The 18,892-nt window shown below is 53.6% G+C and carries 17 protein-coding genes and 1 other RNA gene; 6 read left to right on the top strand and 12 right to left on the bottom strand.

Annotated features, from left to right (window positions below; all coding sequences use genetic code 11):
• The first annotated feature begins 98 nt into the window (after positions 1–98).
• Positions 99–1,079, top strand: coding sequence for a tRNA-modifying protein YgfZ (ygfZ, locus tag KQJ19_RS07090; RefSeq protein WP_216403483.1), 981 nt, complete (start codon positions 99–101; stop codon positions 1,077–1,079).
• A 79-nt stretch (positions 1,080–1,158) separates the two neighbouring features.
• Here the strand turns inward: ygfZ and KQJ19_RS07085 are convergent, their stop codons facing one another.
• Positions 1,159–1,818 carry a hemolysin III family protein gene (locus KQJ19_RS07085; RefSeq protein ID WP_016154351.1) on the bottom strand — a complete coding sequence of 220 codons (660 nt, stop codon included), beginning with the start codon at positions 1,816–1,818 and terminating at the stop codon, positions 1,159–1,161.
• A gap of 163 nt (positions 1,819–1,981) precedes the next feature.
• Positions 1,982–2,293 carry a N(4)-acetylcytidine aminohydrolase gene (gene yqfB / locus KQJ19_RS07080; RefSeq protein WP_016154352.1) on the bottom strand — a complete coding sequence of 104 codons (312 nt, stop codon included), beginning with the start codon at positions 2,291–2,293 and terminating at the stop codon, positions 1,982–1,984.
• Positions 2,294–2,345: 52 nt separating this feature from the next.
• On the opposite strand from yqfB, the gene KQJ19_RS07075 reads away from it, so the two are divergent.
• Both KQJ19_RS07075 and bglA read left to right on the top strand, forming a co-directional pair.
• Positions 2,346–3,074, top strand: a complete 729-nt coding sequence (locus KQJ19_RS07075) for a MurR/RpiR family transcriptional regulator (RefSeq protein WP_049282170.1) — start codon at positions 2,346–2,348, stop codon at positions 3,072–3,074.
• Positions 3,075–3,194: 120 nt separating this feature from the next.
• Positions 3,195–4,628 (top strand): 6-phospho-beta-glucosidase BglA, encoded by a 1,434-nt coding sequence (gene bglA / locus KQJ19_RS07070; protein WP_216403482.1) that lies wholly within the window; start codon positions 3,195–3,197, stop codon positions 4,626–4,628.
• A 94-nt stretch (positions 4,629–4,722) separates the two neighbouring features.
• On the opposite strand, the gene KQJ19_RS07065 is transcribed toward bglA, so the two are convergent.
• From KQJ19_RS07065 to KQJ19_RS07030, 8 genes are all read right to left on the bottom strand, one after another.
• Entirely contained in the window at positions 4,723–5,466 is a 744-nt protein-coding gene (locus KQJ19_RS07065; RefSeq protein ID WP_016154354.1) for an SDR family oxidoreductase, read from the bottom strand.
• Positions 5,467–5,527: 61 nt separating this feature from the next.
• Positions 5,528–8,401 (bottom strand): aminomethyl-transferring glycine dehydrogenase, encoded by a 2,874-nt coding sequence (gene gcvP, locus KQJ19_RS07060; protein WP_019077632.1) that lies wholly within the window; start codon positions 8,399–8,401, stop codon positions 5,528–5,530.
• Between the two features lie 176 nt (positions 8,402–8,577).
• On the bottom strand, positions 8,578–8,967 hold the full coding sequence (gcvH, locus tag KQJ19_RS07055; RefSeq protein ID WP_003026965.1) for a glycine cleavage system protein GcvH: 390 nt from the start codon (positions 8,965–8,967) through the stop codon (positions 8,578–8,580).
• Positions 8,968–8,992: 25 nt separating this feature from the next.
• On the bottom strand, positions 8,993–10,087 hold the full coding sequence (gene gcvT / locus KQJ19_RS07050) for a glycine cleavage system aminomethyltransferase GcvT (RefSeq protein ID WP_047499315.1): 1,095 nt from the start codon (positions 10,085–10,087) through the stop codon (positions 8,993–8,995).
• A gap of 452 nt (positions 10,088–10,539) precedes the next feature.
• A complete protein-coding gene (gene ubiI, locus KQJ19_RS07045; RefSeq protein ID WP_016154357.1) occupies positions 10,540–11,742 on the bottom strand; it encodes an FAD-dependent 2-octaprenylphenol hydroxylase in 1,203 nt (400 codons plus the stop codon).
• Positions 11,743–11,881: 139 nt separating this feature from the next.
• Entirely contained in the window at positions 11,882–13,060 is a 1,179-nt protein-coding gene (gene ubiH / locus KQJ19_RS07040; protein WP_200047150.1) for a 2-octaprenyl-6-methoxyphenyl hydroxylase, read from the bottom strand.
• Positions 13,057–14,382, bottom strand: coding sequence for a Xaa-Pro aminopeptidase (gene pepP, locus KQJ19_RS07035; protein WP_075847442.1), 1,326 nt, complete (start codon positions 14,380–14,382; stop codon positions 13,057–13,059). Before pepP ends, ubiH begins: the two co-directional genes overlap by 4 nt.
• A gap of 24 nt (positions 14,383–14,406) precedes the next feature.
• Complete coding sequence (locus KQJ19_RS07030) at positions 14,407–14,985, bottom strand: YecA family protein (protein WP_016157420.1); 579 nt, start codon at positions 14,983–14,985, stop codon at positions 14,407–14,409.
• Positions 14,986–15,152: 167 nt separating this feature from the next.
• On the opposite strand from KQJ19_RS07030, the gene zapA reads away from it, so the two are divergent.
• From zapA to KQJ19_RS07015, 3 genes are all read left to right on the top strand, one after another.
• Positions 15,153–15,482, top strand: a complete 330-nt coding sequence (zapA, locus tag KQJ19_RS07025) for a cell division protein ZapA (protein ID WP_003026980.1) — start codon at positions 15,153–15,155, stop codon at positions 15,480–15,482.
• Positions 15,483–15,523: 41 nt separating this feature from the next.
• Positions 15,524–15,707: non-coding RNA, 6S RNA (gene ssrS, locus KQJ19_RS07020), on the top strand.
• A gap of 19 nt (positions 15,708–15,726) precedes the next feature.
• Positions 15,727–16,323: a 5-formyltetrahydrofolate cyclo-ligase gene (locus KQJ19_RS07015; RefSeq protein ID WP_216403481.1), complete on the top strand. Its 597-nt coding sequence runs from the start codon at positions 15,727–15,729 to the stop codon at positions 16,321–16,323.
• A 381-nt stretch (positions 16,324–16,704) separates the two neighbouring features.
• Here KQJ19_RS07015 and serA read toward each other — a convergent pair whose 3' ends face one another.
• Positions 16,705–17,937: a phosphoglycerate dehydrogenase gene (gene serA / locus KQJ19_RS07010; protein WP_016154363.1), complete on the bottom strand. Its 1,233-nt coding sequence runs from the start codon at positions 17,935–17,937 to the stop codon at positions 16,705–16,707.
• A 270-nt stretch (positions 17,938–18,207) separates the two neighbouring features.
• Positions 18,208–18,867: a ribose-5-phosphate isomerase RpiA gene (gene rpiA / locus KQJ19_RS07005; RefSeq protein WP_016154364.1), complete on the bottom strand. Its 660-nt coding sequence runs from the start codon at positions 18,865–18,867 to the stop codon at positions 18,208–18,210.
• Positions 18,868–18,892: the final 25 nt, after the last annotated feature.

Raw genomic sequence — 18,892 nt, 5'->3', positions numbered from 1 at the left:
TATATGGCACAAATAGCCTGTTTAAACCGCTTGCAATGGGCCATAGCTCTTTTACCATTAGTCATTATCACTGCGTTAAGCAAATCAGGACATTAATTATGGCTTTTATATCTTTTCCTCCTCGCCAGCCTTTCGCGTCAACGCGCTTGCCTCTGACGCTAATGACGCTCGATGAATGGGCGCTCGCCACCATCACCGGTGTCGACAGTGAGAAGTATATTCAGGGTCAGGTCACAGCGGATGTCAGCCAGATGACCGAGCATCAGCACGTGTTGGCAGCACATTGTGACGCCAAAGGTAAAATGTGGAGCCCCCTGCGTCTGTTCCGCCAGGGTGACGGTTTTGCATGGCTTGAGCGCCGTAATCTGCGCGATGCGCAGCTCACCGAACTGAAAAAATATGCGGTCTTCTCGAAGGTGGCGATTGCCCCGGACGACGAGCGCGTACTGCTGGGCGTCGCGGGATTCCAAGCGCGCGCAGCGCTGGCCAATCTCTTTAGCGAATTACCAAACAGCGATAAGCAGGTCATTACTGAGGGTTCTTCCACCATATTGTGGTTCGAACATCCCGCTGAGCGTTTCCTGCTGATCGTTGATATTGCAACGGCGGAAACCCTGGTAGAGAAGCTGCGCGGTGAAGCGGAGTTAAATAACAGCCAACAATGGCTGGCGCTGGATATCGAAGCAGGTATTCCGGTGATTGATACTACCAACAGCGCACAGTTTATTCCGCAAGCCACCAATCTGCAGGCTCTGGGCGGGATCAGCTTTAAAAAAGGCTGTTATACCGGTCAGGAAATGGTTGCTCGCGCAAAATTCCGCGGAGCCAACAAACGTGCCATGTGGACGCTGGCAGGTGCGGCCAGTCGGGTACCGGAAGCAGGTGAAGACCTGGAGCTGAAAATGGGCGAGAACTGGCGTCGTACCGGCACCGTACTCGCAGCGGTGCAACTGGCGGATGGACAGGTACTGGTGCAGGTTGTGATGAATAACGACATGGAAGCCGACAGTGTGTTCAGCGTTCGTGACGACGCAAAAACGCTGCATATCGTACCGCTGCCGTATTCGCTGGAAGAGTAAATCGCCGGGTGGTGACTTTATCTTACCGGGTCGCGCGTTTTAAAGACCCGGTAAGCACAGCACCGCTGGGTAATAATAATTACGCCTGCCCCACGTACAGGTAGATCGCCAGGAAATGGCAAACGCTGCCACCCAGCACAAAGCCGTGCCAGATCGCGTGGTTGTATGGAATGCGCTTACAGACGTAAAAAATAACGCCCAGCGAATACACCACACCACCAACTGCCAGCAACGTCACACCACCCACCGCCAGCTTAACCGCCAGTTGATACACCACAATCAGCGATAGCCAGCCCATCGCCAGGTAGGTTACCAGCGACAGGACCTTAAACCGGTGCGCAATGGTCAGTTTGAATAAAATACCGAGCAGCGCCAGGCTCCAGATAACAATCATCAGTCCACGTGCCAGCGGCGAATCCAGCCCCACCAGCAGAAATGGCGTGTAGGTCCCGGCAATCAGCAGATAAATCGCGCAGTGGTCGAACTTTTTCAGCCAGACTTTCGCTCTTTGATGGGGGATCGCGTGATATAAAGTTGAGGCGAGGAACAGCAGGATCATGCTGCCGCCATACAGGCTATAGCTGGTTATCGCCATGGCGCTGGCGTTGGTATCCACTGCCTGAACCAGCAACAATACCAGTCCGACAATCCCAAACACCAGCCCGATACCGTGACTGATGCTATTGGCTATTTCCTCTGCCAGCGAATATCCCTGCGCAATTAATGGCTTCTGAACCATATTTTACTCCCGAGAAACGAACACTATCGTGATTGCTCCTCTAGCGTAACTGAGAATGGTTCCAGTGAACACCTGTTAGCTAAAATATTTGCCAACTAAATAATAATCCATAAAAATCATGATATTATATTTTAATATTCAGCTAACAGGCGTACCGTTAAAATCAAAGGCATTTAAAATCAATCACATAAAATTGTGTTTGATCCGGGTAAATCTCGGCAATCACGTGTTTAAGTTCTTCTAGCGTCATATTTTCCTGGCGAGCATGTTTCTCCGTCAGCGTATCCAGCGTGACGGTTGAGGTGCCAACAACCTCAATCGTGCAGAAGTACCCCTCATCTTCGAAGCGCCCAACCCGTAGAATGTCACCGGCTTTGAAGTGTGATTCGGACTCGTCACGAATCGTAATGGTTTTGCGTCCGGCCAGAATGTCATCCTGGAAACGCTGAAAAAAAGTGATGTCATTTGGCTGCATGTTATTATTCCCTGTAGATGAAGTCTGATGAGTGAGTTTTGCCATTGTGAGTATGTTCTCCCACGCTGCCATCGCCAGTCTCAACAATCTTGAGATGCTGGTCTACAACTATGTCATCAAAAACCGTGACAAAGTCATGTACATGACCATTCGTGAACTGGCGGATGCCGTGGGCGTTTCCACCACCACCGTACTGCGCTTTTGCCGCAAGCTTAAGTGTGAAGGTTACTCAGAATTTCGCGTACGCTTCAAATTATATTTAGAGCAGAATGAACCGCAACAGGCTAATTTCGGTGCCAGCGAAATCATCAGCTTCTTTAAAGGCGTTAATAACGACGAGTTCGACAAACTACTCGATCAGGCTGTTGATATTATATTATCTTCCGAGCGTATTATATTCGTCGGGGCGGGAACATCCGGAGCTCTGGCAAAATATGGCGCTCGTTTTTTCTCAAACGTCGGAAAATTTAGTAACCACATCGATGACCCTTATTTCCCGGTGACTAATGATATGGCCAGAAACGCACTGGCGATCGTGCTTTCCGTTTCTGGAGAAACCGAAGAGATCCTACGCTTTGCCAGCCAGTTCAGTCTGCATAACTGTAAGGTTCTGTCGGTCACCAGCCATGAACATTCGCGCCTCGCGAGGCTTGCCGACTTTAATCTCTCCTGGCACGTTCCACAGACACGCATTGCCGGGGTATACGATATAACCACGCAGATCCCCGTTATTTATATTCTGGAATCACTCGGTCGCAAACTGGCGAAAAGAATAGCGTAAAAAAACAATATGTTTTTTTGATGTAACAAATCACATTAACGCTATTTTGTTATATCGTGACATTTATCTTTCCTTTGTTAGACTCAAAATCAGATTGTATTAATTTGAGACTGAGCGCAGATGAAAAAAATTACCTTACCAAACGATTTTTTATGGGGCGGCGCGGTTGCGGCGCATCAGGTTGAAGGCGGCTGGAATAAAGGTGGCAAAGGGCCCAGCATTTGCGACGTACTGACCGGGGGGGCACACGGCGTTCCGCGAGAAATCACTCAGGACGTCGTGCCAGGTAAGTACTACCCCAACCACGAAGCCGTCGATTTTTACGGTCATTACAAAGAAGACATTAAGCTGTTTGCCGAGATGGGCTTCAAATGCTTCCGTACGTCAATTGCCTGGACCCGTATCTTCCCCAAAGGGGACGAAACCCAGCCAAACGAAGAAGGGCTAAAATTCTACGACGACATGTTTGATGAACTGCTGAAGTACAATATCGAACCGGTCATCACCCTTTCCCACTTCGAAATGCCGCTACACCTGGTTCAACAGTACGGTAGCTGGACCAATCGTAAAGTCGTTGATTTCTTTGTCCGTTTTGCTGAAGTGGTCTTTGAGCGCTACAAGCACAAGGTCAAATACTGGATGACCTTCAACGAGATCAACAACCAGCGTAACTGGCGTGCACCGCTGTTTGGCTATTGCTGCTCCGGCGTGGTGTATACCGAGCATGAAAACCCGGAAGAGACTATGTACCAGGTGCTGCACCACCAGTTCGTGGCCAGCGCTCTGGCGGTGAAAGCCGCACGTCGCATCAACCCTGAAATGAAAGTCGGCTGCATGCTGGCAATGGTCCCGCTATACCCGTACTCCTGTAAGCCTGAAGATGTGATGTTCGCGCAGGAATCGATGCGTGAACGCTATGTATTCACCGACGTTCAACTGCGCGGCTACTATCCATCTTATGTACTGAACGAGTGGGAGCGCCGCGAATTCAATATTCGAATGGAAGCTGGCGATGAACAAATCCTGCGTGAAGGCACCTGCGACTATCTCGGATTTAGCTACTACATGACCAACGCGGTAAAAGCGGAAGGTGGTAGCGGCGATGCTATTTCCGGTTTTGAGGGCAGCGTGCCGAACCCGCACGTCAAAGCATCCGACTGGGGCTGGCAGATTGATCCGGTCGGCCTGCGTTACGCCTTATGCGAACTGTACGAGCGTTATCAGAAGCCATTGTTTATCGTTGAAAACGGATTTGGCGCTTACGACAAAGTTGAAGAAGACGGCAGCATCCACGATGACTACCGCATCGACTATCTGCGCGCCCACGTCGAAGAGATGATGAAAGCGGTAACGTATGACGGCGTAGATCTGATGGGCTACACGCCGTGGGGCTGCATCGACTGCGTCTCGTTCACCACCGGCCAGTACAGCAAACGCTACGGTTTTATCTACGTGAACAAACACGACGACGGCACCGGCGATATGTCGCGTTCGCGTAAGAAAAGTTTTGAGTGGTATAAAGCAGTGATTGCCAGCAACGGCGAGAATCTGTAATTTTTTGCCGGATGGCGCTGCGCTTATCGGGTTTACGGGAACTGTACCTGTAGACCAGAGCAGACATTTACGCCGCCATCCGGCAAGCAACGCATTACTTCCCGCCGGCCAGCTCCAAAAAACTGCCCGTGACGTAAGACGCCTTCTCACTCAGCAGCCAGGTAATCGCCTGCGCGACCTCTTCCGGCTGTCCGCCGCGCTGCATAGGCAACATGGATTTCACGCGATCCACCCTTCCCGGCTCGCCGCCTGACGCATGCATTTCCGTGTAGATAAGACCGGGTCGCACGCAGTTCACGCGTATCCCCTGCGCCGCAACCTCCAACGCGAGGCCGGTGGTAAGCGTGTCCACCGCACCTTTTGAGGCTGCATAATCAACATATTCGAACGGGGCGCCAAGCCGTGACGCCGCCGAAGAGACATTCACAATCGCCCCGCCCTGACCGCCATGCTTAAACGACATGCGCTTTACCGCTTCCCGACAACACAGAAAATAGCCGGTAACATTCGTCGCCAGGACGCGATTAATACGCTCAGCGGTTAGGCTTTCCACCGTGCTCTGTTCAAACAAAATCCCGGCATTGTTCACCAGCGCAGTCAGCGGCTCACCCTCGCGGTCAATGGACTCAAACATCGCCCCGACCTGGCTTTCATCGCTGATATCGGCCCGCAGAGCAAACGCCTTTCCTCCCGCAGCGGCGATATTGTTCACCACCTCCGTTGCCGCACGAATATTGTGATGAAAGTTAACGGCGACCGTGTAACCCTCTAGCGCTAACTGCAGCGCGGTTGCCCGGCCAATACCGCGACTGCCCCCCGTAACCAGTGCTATAGCCATCACTATTCTCCCCAAAAATAAAGGCGCCGAAGCGCCTTTAAAAGATAGCTGAATCAGTCGATTACTGATAATCGCTCAGCGGCACGCAGGAGCAGAACAGGTTACGGTCACCGTAAACGTCATCAAGGCGTTTCACGGTCGGCCAGTATTTGTTCGCTACGCCCGCCGGGAAGACGGCGATTTCGCGGCTGTAACCGTGATTCCACTCCGCGACCAGCTCATTTTGCGTGTGCGGGGAGTTAACCAGCGGGTTATCTGTAAGCGACCATTCACCGGCTTTCACGCGATCGATCTCAGCGCGAATTGCCAGCATCGCATTGATAAAGCGATCCAGTTCCACTTTGCTTTCCGATTCAGTCGGTTCCACCATCAGCGTACCCGCTACCGGGAACGACATGGTCGGCGCATGGAAACCGTAATCGATCAGACGCTTGGCAATATCCAGTTCGCTGATGCCGGTCTCTTCTTTCAGTGGGCGAATGTCGAGAATACATTCATGTGCCACGCGACCATCGCGACCGGTATACAGCACCGGATAGGCATCTTTCAGACGGCTGGCAATGTAGTTAGCGTTCAGGATCGCCACCTGGCTTGCCTGCTTCAGACCTTCTGCGCCCATCATACGGATGTACATCCAGCTGATCGGCAGAATGGATGCGCTACCGAACGGTGCCGCAGAAACCGCGCCCTGACGGGTGAGCATCCCTTCAATCTGTACTACGCTATGACCCGGCACGAACGGCGCCAGATGCGATTTAACACCGATTGGTCCCATACCTGGGCCGCCGCCGCCGTGCGGAATGCAGAATGTTTTATGCAGGTTAAGGTGTGAGACATCGGCACCGATAAAGCCCGGTGTGGTGATCCCAACCTGAGCATTCATGTTCGCGCCATCAAGATAAACCTGGCCGCCAAACTGGTGCACAACGTCGCACACTTCACGGATCGTTTCTTCATACACGCCATGAGTAGAGGGATAGGTCACCATGATGCAGGAGAGGTTTTCACCCGCCTGCGCCGCTTTTTCACGCAGATCACCAAGATCGATGTTGCCGTTTTTATCACAGGCGACAACCACTACCTGCATACCCGCCATCTGTGCAGAGGCCGGGTTGGTACCGTGGGCAGAGGCCGGGATCAGACAGATATCGCGATGGCCTTCGTTACGGCTTTCGTGATAATGGCGAATCGCCAGCAGACCCGCATACTCGCCCTGCGCGCCGGAGTTCGGCTGCATGCAGACTGCGTCATAACCGGTCAGTTTTACCAGCCATTCGGAAAGCTGGCCGATCATCTGGTGATAACCTTCTGCCTGCTCTGGCGGGCAGAACGGATGCAGTTCAGCGAATTCCGGCCAAGTGATAGGGATCATCTCGGCGGCAGCGTTCAGCTTCATGGTGCAAGATCCCAGCGGGATCATTGCCTGGTTCAGGGCCAGATCTTTGCGCTCCAGCGAGTGCATGTAACGCATCATCTCGGTTTCGCTGTGATAGCGATTAAACACCGGATGGCTGAGGATCGCATCATCACGCAGCATGCTGTCCTGAATGGAACGGCTGTCGAGCGCCACGTCTTTGTCCAGCGTTTCGATGTTCAGACCGTGGCTGTCTCCCAGCAGAACATTGAACAACTGCACCACGTTTTCACGGGTGGTGGTTTCATCGAGCGTAATACCTACCGCGTTATGGATATCGCTACGCAGGTTGATTTCTGCCGCTTCAGCACGCGCCAGTACCGCAGCCTTATCGGCCACTTCAACACACAAAGTGTCAAAGTAGTGCGCATGACGCAGCTTCAATCCTTTCTGTTGCAGACCGGCTGCCAGAATATCGGTCAAACGATGGATGCGATTAGCGATACGTTTCAGGCCAACCGGGCCATGATAAACGGCATACAGGCTGGCGATGTTGGCCAGCAGAACCTGCGAGGTACAAATGTTGGAGTTCGCTTTCTCGCGGCGGATATGCTGTTCGCGAGTCTGCATCGCCATACGCAGGGCGGTATTACCCGCTGCATCTTTGGAGACGCCGATAATACGGCCTGGCATGGAGCGTTTGAATTCATCTTTAGCGGCAAAGAATGCCGCGTGCGGGCCGCCGTAGCCCATCGGTACGCCGAAACGTTGCGCAGAGCCGAAAACGATATCCGCGCCCTGTTTGCCCGGTGCAGTCAGCAGTACCAGCGCCATAAAGTCGGCAGCGACGCTGACCACTATTTTACGGGATTTCAGCTCAGCCATCAGGGCGCTGTAGTCGTGCACTTCACCGGTGGTGCCAACCTGCTGCAACAGCACGCCGAACACATCCTGATGATCCAATGCTTTTGCCGCGTCATCAACAATGACGTCAAAACCAAAAGTTTGCGCACGAGTACGCACTACGTCCAGCGTTTGCGGATGAACATCAGCCGCCACAAAGAAACGGTTGGCGTTTTTCAGTTTGCTGACGCGTTTGGCCATCGCCATGGCTTCAGCTGCAGCAGTAGCTTCATCCAGCAGAGAAGCGGAAGCCATGTCCAGGCCGGTCAGGTCCAGCGTCACCTGCTGGAAGTTCAGCAGTGCTTCCAGACGGCCCTGGGAGACTTCCGGTTGATACGGGGTGTAGGCGGTGTACCAACCCGGGTTTTCCAGCATGTTACGCAGGATAACCGGTGGCAGCTGCACGGCGGTGTAGCCCATGCCAATGTAGGACGTGAAGCGCTTGTTACGCCCGGCGATGGCTTTTAATTCAGCCAGCGCAGCGTATTCGGTCGCCGCCTCGCCCACCTGTGGCGGGGTTGCGAGCTGAATGTCTTTCGGCACAATCTGGCCGATCAGCGCGTTTAACGACTCTGCGCCAACCGCATTCAGCATCTCTTGCTGCTGCGCGGCGTCCGGTCCGATGTGGCGTTCAATGAAAGCGCCGCTATTTTCAAGCTGGCTTAACGTCTGTGTCATGGGCGATGGTTCCTGAAACGTGCAGTGAATCGTAGGTGTCTCTACTTACCTGAATACGCGAAAAATTCGCGTTGCAGGAAGGCGGCGACGCAGCACATCCCCAGGAGCTTACATCAGTAAGTAACTGAGGTGTGCAAGAAAGCCAACACACCTGCAACGTGAAGAATGAAGCGTATTTATTCGTCTTCTAACAAAGCTTCATATGCAGTCGCATCCAGCAGCGATTCAATTTCGCTTTCATCGCTGGCTTTGATTTTGAAGATCCAGCCCCCTGCATACGGCTCGCTGTTGACCAGTTCCGGGGAGTCGCTGAGCGCGTCGTTAACCGCAACAATCTCACCGCCTACTGGCGCATAAATATCGGATGCCGCTTTTACGGATTCCGCAACGGCGCAGTCATCGCCCGCGCTGACGGTTGCGCCAACTTCGGGCAGGTCAACGAAAACCATGTCACCTAACAGCTCCTGAGCATGTTCGGTGATCCCAACGGTGTAAGAGCCGTCAGCTTCTTTGCGCAGCCATTCGTGTTCTTTGCTGTATTTCAGTTCTGCAGGTACGTTGCTCATCAATCAATCTCCAAAAAAGGATGAATTACGCGACGGCTTTGCCGTTACGCACAAAAACAGGTTTAGTCACTTTTACCGGCATTTCGCGGTTACGGATCTGTACGATCGCGGTCTCACCAATACCCGCAGGGACACGCGCCAGCGCGATGCTGTAACCCAGGGTTGGGGAGAATGTCCCGCTGGTGATAATGCCTTCCTGCTGATTGCCGGAAGCATCGGTGAAACGCACCGGCAGTTCATTACGCAGTACGCCTTTCTCGGTCATCACCAGTCCGACCAACTGTTCGTGGCCTTTTTCACGCTGCATTTCCAGCGCTTCCCGACCGATAAAGTCGCGGTCAGTCGGTTCCCACGCAATGGTCCAGCCCATGTTGGCCGCCAGCGGAGAAATGCCTTCGTCCATCTCCTGACCGTACAGGTTCATGCCGGCTTCCAGACGCAGCGTGTCGCGCGCGCCAAGACCGCAAGGTTTGACACCTGCTTGTACCAGCGCACGCCAGAAGTCTGCCGCCTTTTCACTCGGCATGGCAATTTCATAGCCTGCTTCGCCGGTATAACCGGTGGTTGCGATAAACAAATCACCCGCCTGAACGCCGAAGAACGGCTTCATGCCTTCTACCGCCTGGCGCTGCTCGTCAGTAAACAATGTGGCTGCTTTTTCCTGCGCGTTTGGGCCCTGCACCGCAATCAGCGACAGATCATCTCGAACGGTGATGTCGATGGCGTAAGGTTCAGCGTGTTGGGTAATCCAGGAGAGGTCTTTTTCGCGGGTGGCGGAGTTTACAACGAGGCGGAAGAAATCTTCAGTGAAGTAGTAGACAATCAGGTCATCTATCACGCCGCCCGACGCGTTGAGCATACCGGAGTAGAGGGCTTTACCCGTCTTCGTTAGCTTCGCGACGTCGTTTGCCAGCAGATAACGCAAGAACTCCCGGGTGCGGCTACCGCGCAGGTCGACGATGGTCATATGTGACACATCAAACATTCCGGCATCGGTGCGAACAGCATGGTGTTCATCAAGCTGAGAACCGTAATGCAGTGGCATCATCCAGCCATGGAAATCTACCATGCGCGCGCCACATAGCGTGTGTTGTTCGTACAAAGGAGTCTGTTGAGCCATCTTTTCCTCGTTGAATAAGCGGGGCTACCAACTCTTTCGCGGTGAAATTTTCGCCACGAAACCCAGCACCGCAGCCGCTCCAGGGGCCACGACGCAAACGTTCTCTTTGTCCTGAACTTACCACCGAAACAGACGCTAAACCATAAGGCAAAATTAACCATCACATTAGCTTATGGCCAAAAACAGCAAAATCACCGGCAGAACAAAACCCCACCCATACGACAAATAATCAGAACAAAAAATAAATACAAGCTGGAATTAACAGCACCAACCAACATTAAATGTGGAAAAATTGTCAAAAATGGCGTTATGAAAAAAACGTAATATTAAAAAAACTAATGCGAAAAAAGGCGTGGAATTAGATTATTTCAAATGAGAGAAGCACCCCGGCGCGCAGGCCGGGAGTGGAAAGTGTGACGGGTCTCAAACTCTTAAGATTGTCCTTACGGACGCTAGCGTAACCACTCAGGAAGATCGTTCAGTCCCATCGCCTGGCGGATGAGCTGTGGTTTTACGCCTGGCAGGGTATCGGCCAGTTTCAGACCAATATCACGCAGCAGTTTTTTCGCCGGATTCTCGCCAGCAAACAGTTCACGAAAGCCCTGCATACCGGCCAGCATCATCGCTGCGCTGTGCTTACGGCTGCGCTCGTAGCGGCGCAAATAGAGATACTGACCAATATCTTTGCCCTGACGCTGTAGCCGCTTCAGCTCATCGATCAGCTCCGCCGCATCCATAAAGCCAAGGTTAACCCCCTGACCCGCAAGCGGGTGGATGGTATGCGCCGCATCCCCCACCAGCGCCAGACGATGAGCAGCGAATTGACGGGCATAGCGTCCCGTCAGCGGAAACGCCTGACGCTCGCTTTCAAGGCTGCACAGCCCCAGGCGATTATCAAAAGCGATATTCAGCGCCTGATTAAACTCATCAACGCTTGCCTGCTGCATGCGTTCTGCTTCCTGCGGCGAGAGCGACCAGACGATAGAGCACAGGTGCGGGTCACTGAGCGGCAGGAACGCCAGGATCCCCTCACCGTGAAACGCCTGCCGCGCAACCGCGCCGTGAGCTTCCTGCGTACGGATAGTCGCCACCAGCGCATGATGACGGTAATCCCAGAAAGTGAGCGGAATATCCGCTTTGTTGCGCAGCCAGGAGTTAGCGCCATCGGCGCCGACCACCAGGCGAGCGGTCAGCATTGCGCCATCTTTCAGGGACAGAAATGCCTCATTCTCACCCCAGGCTACCTGCTGTAACTCAGCGGGCGCCATCAGCGTAATGTCCGCTGAACGCTGCGCTTTTTGCCAGAGTGCGTAATGGATCTCTGAGTTTTCAACGATGTGGCCTAAATGGCTGTAGCCCATGCTCTGGTCATCAAACGCAATACGCCCAAAGCTGTCTTTGTCCCAGACTTCCATGCCGTGGTAGCAACAAGCGCGACGGGCAACAATGTCGGACCAGACGCCCAGTCGGCTAAGCAGTTTTTCACTGGCGGCATTAATGGCCGATACGCGAAGCTGAGGAGGTGCATCCGCCGCCAAAGGCTGCGGAACATGTTGTTCTAACACCGCAACGCGCAACCCGCTGCCCTGCAAGCCGCAGGCAACCGCCAGTCCCACCATGCCGCCACCAACAATTGCTACATCAACACTTTGCACTGTTTGCTCCTGAAAATAGGACAATCAAAAACCGTAGGCCGGATAATGCAAATCCGCCATCCGGCATTACTTCCGCGACATTGCCTGATGGCGCTGCGCTAATCAGGCCAGCTTCTTTAATTCGGCCTACAGGATATATCTATCGCGCAACCCAACCGAGGGTCCGCTCCGCCAGCGCATCGCGTGCAGGCGTGAATAATTCCATCGCCATCAGCCCGACATTACGCCCAACGATCAGCGGGGCCCAGCGATTGGCAAACAAATACACCAAATTGTTGGTCACACCAATCGTCGTTTCGCGATCGCGTTCGCGGCGCTGCTGATAGCGTGCCAGTACCGCATAATCACCGATATCTTCCGCGCAGTTTTGCGCCTGCGTCAACGTCTCAGCCAGGCTCATCACATCGCGCAGACCAAGGTTGAAACCTTGTCCGGCAATGGGATGCAGCGTCTGTGCTGCGTTCCCCACCAGCACAGTACGATGGATAATGGCTTTTTGCGCCGAGGTTAATGAAAGCGGATAGGCGTTGCGTTTACCGGCCTGGGTAATACGCCCCAACCGCCAGCCAAACGCAGTTTGCAGTTCGCGGCAAAATTGTTCGTCGGACCAGGCCATAATCTCATCACGCCGCTCCAGCGGATGGCACCACACCAGCGAGCAGCGACCATCAGACATCGGTAGCATTGCCAGCGGACCATATTGTGTGAAACGTTCAAACGCTCGCCCGTCATGCGCAACGGAGGTCGTGACGTTGGCAATCACCGCCAGTTGTTCATAGGGTTGTTGCTGCCAGTCAACGCCGCAGGCGGTAGCCAGTGCGGAGCGCGTGCCATCGGCGGCCACCAACAGGCGACCATTGATCATCTCGCCATTTTCCAGCGTAACCTCAACGCGTTCCTGCGTGCGTGACACGCTGGCTACACGGTCGGGGCAGTGTAGCGTGATGCCCGGCGCTTTACGCAGCAGCGCAAACAAACGCAGCCCGACATCGTGCAGTTCCACCACCTGGCCCAGCGCCGGAATACGGTATTCCTGCGCATCCAGCGTCACAAATCCGGCATGGCCGCGATCGCTGACGTGAACCGTTTTGATCGCCGTTGCGCAATCGGCAATCGCCTGCCATACGCCAATTCGCGCCAGCTGTTGGCAGGTCCCTGCCGCCAGCGCGATCGCCCGGGCGTCAAACCCTGGATGGCGGTCAGTTTCAGGTTCGCTCGCTTCTATCAGGTGAACAGGCAGAGTCCCGTGGCTGAGCTGAGAAATGGCCAGCGCCAGCGTTGCACCGACCATACCACCGCCAACGATAATCACGCTCATTGCAGCCGCGCCGCAGCCATTAAGGCTTCAATGTCATCCGCTTTCTTCACCACGCTGGCGGTCAGGTTCTCATTGCCGTCCTCGGTGATGAGGATGTCATCTTCAATACGAATGCCGATACCACGATAAGCAGGCGGCACATCGGCGTCCGGCGCGATATACAGCCCCGGTTCGACGGTGAGCACCATTCCTGGCTCGAGAATACGTGAGCGGTCCTGACCATAAACGCCAACGTCGTGCACATCCAGTCCCAGCCAATGGCTAAGACCATGCATAAAGAATGGGCGATGCGCATTTTCGGTAATCAGTTGGTCGATCTCGCCGTGCAAAATGCCAAGCTTCACCAGACCCGTAATCATGATGCGCACCACTTCGCCGGTGACTTCCTGGATGGACGTCCCCGGGCGATACAGGCGCAGACTGGTCTCTAATGACTCCAGTACGATGTCGTAGATTTCACGCTGAGCAGGGGAAAATTTGCCGTTTACCGGGAAGGTACGCGTAATGTCGCCCGCATAACCTTTGTATTCACACCCGGCGTCAATCAACACCAGATCGCCATCGCGCATTTCACTTTCATTTTCGGTGTAATGGAGAATACAGCCGTTTTCGCCGCTGCCGACAATCGTGTTATAGGATGGGTAACGCGCGCCATGGCGAGTAAACTCGTGGTGAATCTCCCCTTCCAACTGGTATTCAAACATTCCCGGACGGCATTTTTCCATCGCGCGGGTATGCGCCAGCGCACTGATCTCTCCGGCACGGCGCATGACCGCAATTTCTTCTGGTGATTTGAACAGGCGCATTTCATGGACCATTGGACGCCAGTCGATGATCGCGGCGGGTGCGTGCAGATTTTGTCTGGAGCCTTTACGCAGTTTATCCAACGCCGTGCATACTATCTCATCTGCCCAGGCATATTCGCCCTGCGCGTGGTACACCGCGTCCAGGCCATTGAGCAACAGGTGCAGTTGTTGGTTGATTTCACTGAAGGCCAGCGCCCGGTCAACGCCGAGTTTTGCCGGTGCGGCATCCTGGCCCAGACGGCGGCCAAACCAGATCTCCGCCGTCAGATCGCGAACCCGATTAAACAAAACGCTGTGGTTATGAGTGTCATCACTTTTAATCAGCACCAGCACGGCTTCCGGTTCGTTAAAACCGGTGAAGTACCAGAAATCACTGCTTTGGCGGTACGGGTATTCACTGTCCGCGCTGCGCGTCGCTTCAGGCGCGGCAAAAATCAGCGCGGCGCTGCCGGGCTGCATTTGTGCCAGTAAAGCCTGGCGACGACGCTGGAATTCTTGCTGAGATATCTCGCTCATCACACTCTCCTTTGCGTTTCGTTCTTAGTGCAGAGTCGGTTTACGGACTTCCGGCGCGGTCGGCTGCTGACGCGTAAACGTGTCATGACACAGCAAGGCGGCTACGCGCACGTATTCGATAATCTCTTCGAGCGACATTTCCAGCTCTTCCTGATCTTCGTCTTCGTCATATCCCAACTGAGCGATATTGCGCAGGTCGTCAATCGCTTCACCGGTTTCACCGGTCACTTTGTCGAGCTTTGGCTGCGTAACGCCAAGGCCCAGCAAAAAGTGGTTTACCCACCCCGCCAGCGCATCGGCACGATCAAACACGCTAACGTCGTCGCCTTCAGGCAGATAAAGCTGAAAAAGGAAACCGTCGTCCTCGAGGGCATCGCTGGTGGCTGAGTGCATTTTCATCAGTGCCTGAGCCAGCTCGTGACCGAAGGCCAGACCTTCGTTAGTCAGGTCGTGCAGCAGCGGCTGCCATGAGCTGTCGTTGTTGCCGCCGCAAATCATCCCGCTGATCAAGCCGTGCATTTCGGCCGGGGTTAATCCAGCCCCTTGTTGGTTCAAAAACTGGCTAACGTCGTTGTAGCCAGGCATTTCGTTCTGTATAGACATAAGCATTCGTCATCAAAGGGAGGAATATTCATGGTATGCTACCACTTTGGGCCCTGGTGGACCAGAAAAGGGCTTGTATCTTGATACCAGGGTAGCTATAGTGTCGCCCCTTCGCGGACCCAAGGTCTGGAGACGAAGGCAGCGCAGTCAATCAGCAGGAAGGTGGCATGTCTGCACAACCCGTCGATATCCAAATATTTGGCCGTTCACTGCGAGTGAATTGCCCGCCTGAACAAAGGGATGCGTTGAATCAGGCTGCGGACGATCTCAATCAGCGATTGCAAGATCTGAAAGTTCGCACTAGAGTCACAAATACTGAGCAGTTGGTTTTCATCGCCGCGTTGAACATCAGCTATGAATTAACTCAGGAAAAAGCGAAGACGCGTGAGTACGCGGCGAGCATGGAACAACGTATTCGGATGCTACAACAGACCATCGAACAGGCGTTGCTTGATCAGGGTCGCATAACCGAAAAAACGGGCCAAAACTTTGAATAACACTTTTCGGTTTACTGTGGTAGAGTGACCGTGAAGACAAAATTTCTCTGAGATGTTTGCAAGCGGGCCAGTCCCCTGAGCCGATATTTCATACCACAAGAATGTGGCGCTCCATGGTTGGTGAGCATGCTCGGCCCGTCCGAGAAGCCTTAAAACTGTGACGACGCATTCACCTTGAACCAAGGGTTCAAGGGTTACAGCCTGCGGCGGCATCTCGGAGATTCCCTTCTACCTGGCAACAGCCATGACACTACTTTCTGAACTCCCTTTATCCCGGCAAGAAATTCGTCAACTGATTCGACAGCGTCGTCGCGCGCTGACCTCTGAACAGCAACGACACTACGGTCAGCAAGCCGCGACCCGAATGCTCAGTTTTCCCCCTGTTGTACTCGCGCATACTGTGGCGGTATTTCTCTCGTTCGATGGCGAACTCGATACCCAGCCGCTGATAGATCAGCTGTGGCGAGCGGGCAAGCGCGTTTACCTTCCGGTTCTTCATCCCTTCAGTCCCGGTAATTTACTGTTCCTGCACTATCATCCGCGCAGCGACCTGGTGACCAATCGCTTAAAGATCCAGGAACCACGGCTTGATGTACGCGACGTATTGCCGCTGTCAAAGCTGGACGTACTGATTACGCCGTTAGTGGCATTTGATGAGGACGGGCAACGCCTGGGCATGGGCGGCGGATTTTACGACCGCACGCTACAAAACTGGCAACAGCATAAGCTCCAACCCGTGGGCTACTCGCATGACTGCCAGTTAGTAGAAAAATTGCCGGTTGAAGAGTGGGATATCCCGCTGCCAGCGGTGGTGACGCCGTCCAAAATCTGGGAGTGGTAGCCGTTTTTTGCCGATTGACAGCGTCGTTTTTTTGACCTAAATTCCTCGGTGAAGGGTGAGGGAGGCGAACCTCCCTCCTGCGTACTCTCTGTTAATATGCTGGGCAAGCGATGATTAACAGGATCAGCAGCATGATGACGTATCTCATCATCGTCCCTTTCCTTTTTAGAGCCCCTGCTTCGGTAGGGGCTTTCCCGTTTCAGCGCTATGCTGCGCCCCTATCGTAAATTCCTTTTATTGCTGTACAACACGCAATGCTGCCTTTAGTTGCCAACTGCGGCAAAGCTCGAAAACAGAATGTATGCGTTACAGAAAGAGATTTTGAGGCAGGGAAATCAGAGGAAAGATGGGCAAGTCAACCGCCTGCCCATGTAGAGGAAATCAGTACAGCAGACGAGCGCGAATGGTTCCCGGAAGGGCTTTCATCGCCAGCAGCGCTTTCTCCGCCACATCTTCATCCGCTTCAATATCGATAACCACATAACCTACCTGCGCTGAAGTCTGCAGATACTGCGCGGCAATGTTGACGCCCTGCTCGGCAAAAATCTGGTTCAGTGCCGTCAGTACGCCCGGACGGTTTTCGTGAATGTGCATCAGACGACGACCACCGTGCAGCGGCAGAGAAACTTCCGGGAAGTTTACCGCAGACAGCGTAGACCCGTTGTCGGAATACTTGGTCAGTTTCCCAGCTACTTCCAGACCGATGTTTTCCTGCGCTTCCAGCGTTGAACCACCAATGTGCGGCGTCAGGATCACGTTATCGAAATCACACAGCGGCGAAGTGAAAGGATCGCTGTTAGTTGCCGGTTCGGTTGGGAATACGTCGATTGCAGCCCCCGCCAGATGTTTGGTCGCTAACGCGTCGCACAGCGCAGGAATATCAACAACCGTACCGCGTGCGGCGTTAATCAGCAGCGCCCCCGGTTTCATCAGCGAAATCTCACGCGCGCCCATCAGGTTTTTGGTGGAGGCATTTTCCGGCACGTGCAGACTGACCACGTCGCTCATATTGAGCAGGTCGGAAAGATGCTGTACCTGCGTGGCATTGCCAAGCGGGAGTTTATTTTCAATATCATAGAAAAAGACATGCATCCCGAGCGATTCCGCCAGAATGCCCAACTGAGTACCAATGTGGCCGTAGCCGATGATCCCCAGTTTTTTACCACGCGCTTCAAAAGAGCCGGTAGCCAGTTTATTCCACACGCCGCGGTGCGCTTTGGCGTTCGCTTCGGGTACGCCACGTAGCAGTAGCAGCAGTTCGCCAATCACCAGCTCAGCAACGGAACGTGTGTTAGAGAATGGTGCGTTAAACACAGGGATCCCGCGCTTTGCCGCTGCACTTAGATCAACCTGGTTGGTGCCAATGCAGAAGCAGCCAATCGCGACCAGTTTCTCTGCGGCGTCAATCACATCTTCAGTCAGATGGGTACGGGATCGCAGGCCAATGAAGTGGGCATCACGGATGGACTCTTTCAGTTGTTCAGTGTCCAGAGCACCTTTGTGAAACTCGATGTTGGTATAACCTGCTGCACGAAGGCTTTCGAGTGCTTTTTGGTGCACGCCTTCAACCAGCAGAAATTTAATCTTATCTTTCTCCAGTGATACCTTTGCCATTTCCCCGACCCTGTCTTTTTTGTTCAAACTGATGTGTTGTGTGTGGGATTTTCATCCGTCTCTTCAACATATCAAAAAATAATATTGCGGCAATATGAACGTTTGCGTCGCCGTGCTGAAGAAATGTCATTCAACGGGAAATGTCAGAGGAAAATACTGGCGATAACTTTTTCTTTGGAGAGATCGGCAGGACAATATTATAAACGTGACACAAGTCACCAAATTTGCCCTGCCAAAATTTTTTTAACGGGAGAAGACGCTCCCGTCAGATCATTTTACGATAGTTTTCACGCCGTCAGGCGTACCGATCAGCGCGACATCCGCACCACGGTTGGCAAACAGGCCGACGGTTACCACACCTGGAATCGCATTGATGGCATTCTCCAGCGCGATGGCGTCGAGGATCTCCAGACCGTGCACATCGAGGATGACGTTGCCGTTGTCCGTCACGACGCCCTGACGGTATTCAGGACGACCGCCCAGCTTCACCAACTGGCGAGCCACAGCGCTGCGCGCCATTGGGATCACTTCGACCGGCAGCGGGAAGTTGCCGAGAATATCGACTTCTTTAGACGCATCCGCGATGCAAATAAATTTCTTCGCCACGGAAGCAATGATTTTTTCACGGGTCAACGCTGCGCCGCCGCCCTTGATCATCTGCATGTGACCGTTGATTTCATCCGCGCCGTCAACGTATACGCCGAGGCTATCCACTTCGTTAAGATCGAACACGTGGATGCCAAGGCTTTTGAGTTTTTCAGTCGATGCGTCCGAACTGGATACCGCACCTTCAATCTGACCTTTCATTGTGCCCAGCGCATCAATAAAGTGTGCGGCTGTTGAACCTGTACCTACGCCCACAATGGTGCCGGGCTGTACATACTGAAGTGCCGCCCATCCTACTGCTTTTTTCAGTTCATCCTGCGTCATGATCGTTTCGCCTGTGGTGTGAATA

The sequence above is a fragment of the Citrobacter sp. S46_ASV_140 genome (assembly GCF_018919545.1).
Lineage (GTDB): Bacteria > Pseudomonadota > Gammaproteobacteria > Enterobacterales > Enterobacteriaceae > Citrobacter > Citrobacter braakii.
This window is presented reverse-complemented; position numbering and strand designations above follow the sequence as displayed.

What these genes read in the sequence shown, in the direction of transcription:
- KQJ19_RS07065 (WP_016154354.1), bottom strand. Translation starts at nt 5,466, where the DNA reads ATGGCTATAGCACTGGTTACGGGGGGCAGTCGCGGTATTGGCCGGGCA.
- gcvH (WP_003026965.1), bottom strand. Translation starts at nt 8,967, where the DNA reads ATGAGCAACGTACCTGCAGAACTGAAATACAGCAAAGAACACGAATGG.
- bglA (WP_216403482.1), top strand. Translation starts at nt 3,195, where the DNA reads ATGAAAAAAATTACCTTACCAAACGATTTTTTATGGGGCGGCGCGGTT.
- gcvP (WP_019077632.1), bottom strand. Translation starts at nt 8,401, where the DNA reads ATGACACAGACGTTAAGCCAGCTTGAAAATAGCGGCGCTTTCATTGAA.
- pepP (WP_075847442.1), bottom strand. Translation starts at nt 14,382, where the DNA reads ATGAGCGAGATATCTCAGCAAGAATTCCAGCGTCGTCGCCAGGCTTTA.
- zapA (WP_003026980.1), top strand. Translation starts at nt 15,153, where the DNA reads ATGTCTGCACAACCCGTCGATATCCAAATATTTGGCCGTTCACTGCGA.
- KQJ19_RS07075 (WP_049282170.1), top strand. Translation starts at nt 2,346, where the DNA reads ATGTTCTCCCACGCTGCCATCGCCAGTCTCAACAATCTTGAGATGCTG.
- serA (WP_016154363.1), bottom strand. Translation starts at nt 17,937, where the DNA reads ATGGCAAAGGTATCACTGGAGAAAGATAAGATTAAATTTCTGCTGGTT.
- gcvT (WP_047499315.1), bottom strand. Translation starts at nt 10,087, where the DNA reads ATGGCTCAACAGACTCCTTTGTACGAACAACACACGCTATGTGGCGCG.
- ubiH (WP_200047150.1), bottom strand. Translation starts at nt 13,060, where the DNA reads ATGAGCGTGATTATCGTTGGCGGTGGTATGGTCGGTGCAACGCTGGCG.
- ygfZ (WP_216403483.1), top strand. Translation starts at nt 99, where the DNA reads ATGGCTTTTATATCTTTTCCTCCTCGCCAGCCTTTCGCGTCAACGCGC.
- KQJ19_RS07030 (WP_016157420.1), bottom strand. Translation starts at nt 14,985, where the DNA reads ATGTCTATACAGAACGAAATGCCTGGCTACAACGACGTTAGCCAGTTT.
- rpiA (WP_016154364.1), bottom strand. Translation starts at nt 18,867, where the DNA reads ATGACGCAGGATGAACTGAAAAAAGCAGTAGGATGGGCGGCACTTCAG.
- KQJ19_RS07085 (WP_016154351.1), bottom strand. Translation starts at nt 1,818, where the DNA reads ATGGTTCAGAAGCCATTAATTGCGCAGGGATATTCGCTGGCAGAGGAA.
- KQJ19_RS07015 (WP_216403481.1), top strand. Translation starts at nt 15,727, where the DNA reads ATGACACTACTTTCTGAACTCCCTTTATCCCGGCAAGAAATTCGTCAA.
- yqfB (WP_016154352.1), bottom strand. Translation starts at nt 2,293, where the DNA reads ATGCAGCCAAATGACATCACTTTTTTTCAGCGTTTCCAGGATGACATT.